At 37.7% G+C, this 7,125-nt stretch carries 5 protein-coding genes and 1 riboswitch; all 5 genes read right to left on the reverse strand.

Annotation, left to right across the window (positions count from 1 at the left end; genetic code table 11):
* A partial coding sequence (locus AC52RT_RS15545) for a CHASE3 domain-containing protein (protein WP_495541583.1) occupies positions 1-2,496 on the reverse strand: 2,496 nt, incomplete at its 3' end.
* Positions 2,497-2,660: 164 nt separating this feature from the next.
* Positions 2,661-2,834 (reverse strand): Spo0E family sporulation regulatory protein-aspartic acid phosphatase, encoded by a 174-nt coding sequence (locus AC52RT_RS15550; RefSeq protein WP_495541584.1) that lies wholly within the window; start codon positions 2,832-2,834, stop codon positions 2,661-2,663.
* 197 nt (positions 2,835-3,031) lie between these two features.
* Positions 3,032-3,220, reverse strand: a complete 189-nt coding sequence (gene fbpA / locus AC52RT_RS15555) for a Fur-regulated basic protein FbpA (RefSeq protein WP_340849203.1) — start codon at positions 3,218-3,220, stop codon at positions 3,032-3,034.
* A gap of 142 nt (positions 3,221-3,362) precedes the next feature.
* Positions 3,363-3,469: riboswitch (SAM riboswitch) on the reverse strand.
* An 88-nt stretch (positions 3,470-3,557) separates the two neighbouring features.
* The gene (locus AC52RT_RS15560) at positions 3,558-4,808 is read right to left on the reverse strand and encodes an MFS transporter (RefSeq protein ID WP_495541586.1); all 1,251 of its coding nucleotides are present in this window, start codon (positions 4,806-4,808) and stop codon (positions 3,558-3,560) included.
* A 22-nt stretch (positions 4,809-4,830) separates the two neighbouring features.
* A partial coding sequence (gene helD, locus AC52RT_RS15565; protein WP_495541585.1) for an RNA polymerase recycling motor HelD occupies positions 4,831-7,125 on the reverse strand: 2,295 nt, incomplete at its 5' end.

The raw sequence follows: 7,125 nt of genomic DNA on the forward strand, positions 1-7,125 counted from the left end.
ATCCATTTCCGGCATCATAATATCCATCAGGACGATATCAATCTGGTCATCATTAGCTAGTTTCTCCAAGCTCTCCACACCATTTGATGCTTGCCTAATTATCATCCCTTGTTTTTTCAATATTCTTGACAAAGAGAACACATTACGGTCATCATCATCTACTATCAGTACTGTCTTACCTGAAAAAACCTCTTGTAATGGTGTCAACTGGATTGGATAATCTGCATCTAGTTCAGCAGTTGCAGCTTCTGACTCAGCTAACGCAAGATTTTCTGAAAACTCCTGCTCCATTGAAGGCAAATATAAAGTGAACGTACTTCCAACGTTCTCATCACTTGATAGTGTAATCCATCCTCCCAATAACTCTGCCAACTCTCGAGATATGGAAAGTCCCAGTCCAGTTCCACCGTATTTCCGGAATGTAGCTCCATCTGCCTGCTGGAAGGATTCAAAAATCACTTCTTTCTTGTCTATATGAATGCCAATTCCTGTATCAATAACCGAAATAGCAAGAATAGGAATGCGATCGCTCATTGAGCCATATTGAGAAGTTTCAGCCTGATCTGCCATTCTGATCTCAAGCTTTACCTCGCCGCTTTCAGTAAATTTGAACGCATTTGATAATAAGTTCTTTAGAATCTGCTCGATTCTTTTATCATCCGAGTAGAAAAGATCCGGCACATTGCGATGCACTTTAATAGAAAAGACAAGTCCTTTTTTATCAGCAATTGGTCTAAAGAAGTGTTCCATTTTCTCAGGAAGAGCGGTTATATTGACGTAGTCATTTTTTATGTCCATTTTCCCGGCCTCTACCTTGGACAAATCAAGAATATCATTAATTAACGTAAGTAAATCCTTACCTGAATCAAGAATTACTTTAGTATATTCTTGTTCTTCTGCTGATAACGTATTATTCTCATTATCATTTAAAAATTCAGATAGAATCAAAATACTATTAAGAGGCGTTCGTAACTCATGAGACATATTGGCAAGAAACTCCGATTTATACTGTGAACTAAGCTTTAGCTGCTCAGCATAATGTTCAAGTTCCTCTTTAGCCTGCTCTACTTCACGTGACTTTACTTCGGCAAGAAATTTTTGATGCTCTAAATCTTCATTTATAATTTTTAATTCCTCAGTCTGATTTCTTAATTCCTCAGTTTGTACTTGAAGCTCTTCCGTCATGGCTTGTGACTCGCTATACAGCTGCTCAATTTCTACCCGGCTTGAGAAACTTTGGATAGACGGTCCAAACGTTACCATTAATTCTTCTAAAAATCGCTTATCAGAAACTTGAAAAGGCTGCAAGGCTGCAAACTCCAGCACTGCTAAAGTTCGGTCTTCAAAAAGAATCGGTACAATTAAAATTTGCTTTGGCATAGACCGGCCAATTCCTGAACCGATGTTTATATACTGATCTGGGATGTTATCAAGAATTAGCATTTCTCGATTTACTGCACATTGACCCAGTAATCCTTCCCCTGGTACAAAGGAAGACTTCCATGTCTGACGTCCTTCCCATGCGTATGAAGCAGCATGCATAAATTGATCTCTCTCAATTAAACTTGTATGTAGATACAGCGCACCATATTGTGCATTAATCAGCAAGGATACACGTTGAATAAGCTGCTCTGCCAATGTTTTTACATCAGTTGTCTTCTGAGTAAGTCCAACTAAATCGCCTATATGTGATTTAATCCCATTTTGCAATTGAATATTGTCTAGTAATTGATTAGTGGATGAAGCAAGCATCCCAACTTCGTCTCTTGATTTAACCGGTATTCTTCCAGACAAATCGCTGTTGTCCGATCCAATTTCCTGAATCGATTCTGTAACTTGTTTAAGAGTTTTAGTTATCGATCTAGAAACAATCAGTGAGGCAAGGACAGTAAATAACGAAACAATCAGCCAAAATATATACATAAGAATCTTTAGCAGATTGTTATTTTCTGCTATTTCATCTGTTCGTTGAGTCGTTAACTCATATTCTGTATCTTGGAAAAAAGATAGTTTGTCACGAATATCACCCATTGCCTGTTTTCCGCTGTCATTCAGAAAAAAACGTTCAATATTATCACTTTGACCATTTTGAACAAAGCTAATTACCGGTGTCCCGGCATTATCTATCCATTTTTCAATATCTATGTATAAATCCTTTAAATTTTGCTGCTGTTCTGGGTTATCTGCCAATAAATCTGACAGCTCTGCATAAACATTATCAAAATCTTTTTTCCCATTATAATACGGCTCTAAGTATTCTTCATCATGAGTAATCACATAGCCGCGCTGACCAGATTCCATATTTAGCAAACTAGTTTCAATTTGGCTGGCTAACTCATGAACCTGTAGGTCATGTGCTACGATAAAATCAAGTTCTTTCTGAAGAGAGGAGATTCTGCTGCTCACTAAAACCAGAGCGATTCCAAGGCAAACAATAACTAAAAAATAACCTAAACTTATTTTAGAACGAATCGAAAATCTGTGGTCTTTAAACATCCTAGTCCGCCTCTCAGGAATACTTTTTTCTGGCCTCCATCTTTCGCATTTCAAAAGAAATCAGTCAAAATCCTGAAATTCAATATGTTTAATTATACCACAAATAACGGATAATGGAATGAGTTGAATGGGGGATAAGTACTGTCATAAATTCGAAATTTAGACTAATTCGAAGAAACGAGAGAAGGTTGGTAACTCGGAGAGAAAGTGTTTAGCAAATAATCCAGCTCTTGACTTGCCTGAACAGTCAGGGTGCTTGTATAGCCGTAATCTTCTGCCAACTGTATCATTTCCTTGCGTTTTTCTTCAATGATAAGATGAGACGACTTCGTTGCCATATTGAACCTCCTTTTCTTTTTTTTAACAATAACCTAATAATAAAATCATTCACAAATTAAATCAATAAGAAAATAAAAATATTTGTTTTTTCGCTAAAGCGTCTACTATTCACAATGTAAACAGAGAAAAAAGAAGGTTCATTTCTATCTCATGTGGATAGTAAGAAATGACCTCCTTTTTATTTTACTCTGCAAAGCTAGGTACTCACAGAATTAATAGTCGGTGCCGCTTCGTTGATTTTAGCAAGTGAAAATTCATCTTCAAGTACTTTTATTGTTGCATCATATAAATGCTTTTCATCAGATGTTTTATATACGCCCCGCTTAAGTAGTTCTTCAATTAACAGAGCTTTTCTGGTTTCTATTGTTTTTAATAATTCGGTCAAGCTGTTTGGCTCCTTCCAAAAACATGTATGCATAGCGCCAACGTTTATATACCATCTACATACACATTCTAAACATATTTCATGAACACTAAATATAAAAGCCCCTTCTAAAATAAGAAGAGGCTGACATTCGTATCGGCTTCTCTTATCTTTCAAGCCAAAGGCTTGTTGGATTTGGCACAGTTCCCGGGTACGGGTCTGCTGCCGAGGTATCACAGGGCCAAGTCCCTCCACCTCTCTAGATAAGAATATTAATTTATATTTGTAGTTTATGATGTACTTGACAATATATACCTTCTTTAAATAATTGTCAAATAATTTATTTTAAATAAGTTACTTAATCCTTGAGCACTGTGTTTTTCGTTTCTTTACCAAAAAAGAGCACGACAGCAGCCCCAACTACAATGGCTATAGTAAAAATGGTGAATATGATTGAGATATCTTTACCTGCTGCAACTAAATAGCCGACTAAAAGCGGTCCTAAAATGCCGCCGATTCTTCCTGCTGCAGCTGCCATCCCCGAACCCGTTCCCCTGATGGAGGTGGGATACTGCTCTGGGGTGTAAGCATATAACCCGCCCCAAGCACCTAAATTAAAGAAGGAAAGCATAATACCAGATGTGAGCAACAAGGGTAGTTCCTCAGCTGTTCCAAAGAAATATGCACTGACTGCCGTACCTAATAAGTAGGTAACAAGCACGAATTTCCGTCCATATTTTTCAATAAACCATGCTGCAGTAAAATAACCCGGAAGCTGAGCCAGTGTCATGATTAACACATACTCAAAGCTCTTGATCATACTAAACCCTTTCATAACCATGACACTCGGCAGCCATAGGAACATTCCATAATAAGAAAAGACCACACTGAACCAAAGAATCCATAAAACAAGTGTCTGTTTAGCATACTCTTTAGCCCAAACACTTTTCATATTCTGTAAAATAGAAGGTTTCTGTTTTCTCTCTAATGCTGTATACCTAGGCGAATCAGGAAGATTCAAACGTAAATATAATGCATATAGTGCCGGTACAGCACTTAAGAGCAACGCAATCCTCCATCCATAGGCAGGAATGATAAAATAAGAAATCAAGGCCGCGATTAACCAACCTGCAGCCCAAAAGCTTTCAAGCAGTACAACTACTCTTCCTCGTTTATCGGCTGAAACACTTTCAGAAACAAGCGTTGATGCAACAGGCAGTTCTCCGCCTAATCCCATTCCAATCAGCAAGCGAAGAAGTAAAAATAACGCTAACGATGTTGTAAAGGCTGATAATCCACTTCCTATTGAAAATAGCAGCAAAGTAATAATAAACACATTCTTCCGGCCAACCCGATCAGCCATAGCCCCAAATACTAGGGCACCAATTGCCATTCCAATAGAATTAATGCTTCCAATCCACCCAACTTGTTCAGTCGTTAAACTCCATTCCTTCTGCAAGGCTACAATAATAAATGATAGCATCCCTACATCGAGGGCATCAAACATCCAGCCAAGACCAGCAATACCCAATAACTTACGATTTGATAGCGTTTTCGTTTTCTTTGCCATATTTTCCTCCTGAGACGTCAAAACCTTGCAATTTTTTATAAATTCACAATACAGGTATATTTTAACACCACTTTACACCTGTATACAACTCTTTACTCACCTCAGAGATAAATGGCGAAACAGCCCCGATGGAAACTAAGCAAAGCTCATGCATGGCTCTTGTGCACGATGTGTAAAAAAGGTTACGTTCCCTTTCTAAGTAATATCGATCCCTCGAAGCATTCAGAATAATCACCGCATCAAACTCAATGCCCTTTGCTAGATACGTCGGAATCACAAGGAGCCCATCTTCAAATTCAGACTTACCTTTCTTAATAAGTTTGATCTCCAATTTACTCTTTAATTTCTGATAAACACCTTCACTTTCCGCAGCTGTCTTTCCTATTAAAGCTATGTTTTGATAGCCAAGGCTTTGTAAATGATGTATCGTTTTTCCTAAACATAACATGTATTGCTGTTCATCTTTAACTGTGAACACGACTGGTTTTTGACCAGGTCGATTAAAAGGCTCAATGCTTCCTCCGTCTTTTACGATTTCTCTGGTAAATTGGACGATTTCCTTGGTAGAACGATAACTTCTTTTTAACACAATCTTCTCGGTTTCTGCTTCTGTGAATAACGATGTTAAGACATTTGTGCCTCCTATCATTTCACCATGAGCAACGATAGTCTGATTAGGATCCCCTAAAATGGTCATTTTGCTATGCGGAAAAAGTTTCGCTAAAAAAGCAAATTGAAAAGAGGAATAGTCTTGAGCCTCATCAATAAATAAATACCGCACTCTTGTATTTACCTTAAAACCTTCAAGCTGCTCTTTTAAATATAAATAAGGTGTAGCATCTTCATAGAAGAGTCTTCCCTGATCCATTTCATGGATGGACTGTTTGCATACTAGTCCCCAATGTTTTACCTCTTTCTTATGTTTTACCTCAAATAATGTTCGATAGATTGACTCCGAGTCCACAAAATCAAACTCATTAATTTTTCTATAAAGACTCTTAAATCGTTTTTTCACAATCGTTGATGCAAGATATTGCGTTTCACTGTCTATACCATTGAATTCATGTTCCTCATCCTTAAGTGCCTTACGATAGCTTTTAAGATATTCACCTTTATCAAGATATTGCATTTCTTCTTCTACCCAAGGCTTCTTACGTTCCTCTAGTTCCCTTTTTCTTACATCTTTACGTATTTTATCAACGGTCAGATCCATTCTAACTGGCAATGATAGTTCATTACCTAGTTGATAGAAATAATGATAGATTTCTTCTGCAGAAAGGATTCTCTCTTTTCGAAAATAGATCGGTTTAAAGATCATCCCGGCTTTTTTCAAATTATTTAACAAGCAGTCTATTTCTTGTAAAAAAGTTCGTGAGGATTTATAACGAATTCCCTCTAGTCTAGCTTCATATTCTTCATCATCAATTGAACTCAATACATATTCCATTTGCTGAAAAAGATCTTCAATGTCAAATACATCACCCAAACGCTGATTTAAATACTGCTGGAAAGTCGTTTGCTGCATATTTGCTTCACCAAGTTCAGGCAAGACACTAGACACATAACTATTAAATAGTGGATTAGGCGAAAATAATAGTAATTGTTCACTGCTAAGCTGATCCCGAAATCGATATAATAGATAGGCTGCTCGTTGTAATGCAGCCGATGTTTTTCCGCTGCCAGCTGCCCCATGTACAATAAGAAGTCTGCTTTTCGTATTTCTAATAATCGTATTCTGCTCTTTCTGAATGGTAGCTACAATGCTTTTCATTTGCGAATCCGCCTGTTTCCCCAAAACTTTCTGGAGCAATTCATCACCAATCGTTATCCCCGTATCAAACATACTAATAATTTCACCATTTCGGATGACAAATTGCCGTTTCAACTCCAACGTACCTGCAATTATTCCTTCAGGAGCCTCGTACCTAGCCGGTCCCACTGAATAATCATAATACACACTTGAAATAGGCGCCCTCCAGTCATACACTAAAAACGAGGAACTTTCTTCATCATAAAAGGAACCTACCCCGATGTAGATTTTTTCGACATTTTTTTCATCCGTTTCAAGAAAATCAATCCGCCCAAAATAAGGAGTCTTCTCTAAACGGTTTAACAATTTAACCTGCTCAATAGAATGTTTATGCCGCCTTTCACGTTCAGATAACAGCTCAGACTGCTGCCGGATGCTTGCATGTGTTTCTGCTGCTTCATGCGCATCTTCCAAATTTACGGTAACATCATCCCAAAAGTTTTTCTTGATCGATTTGATTTCAGAACCAGCAGTACCGAGAAGAGTCTTTAGCCGATTTGATTCGTAGTGTACCTTTCGCTTCAATTCATTCAGGGTATTTTGGGC

Source organism: Peribacillus sp., assembly GCF_059453735.1.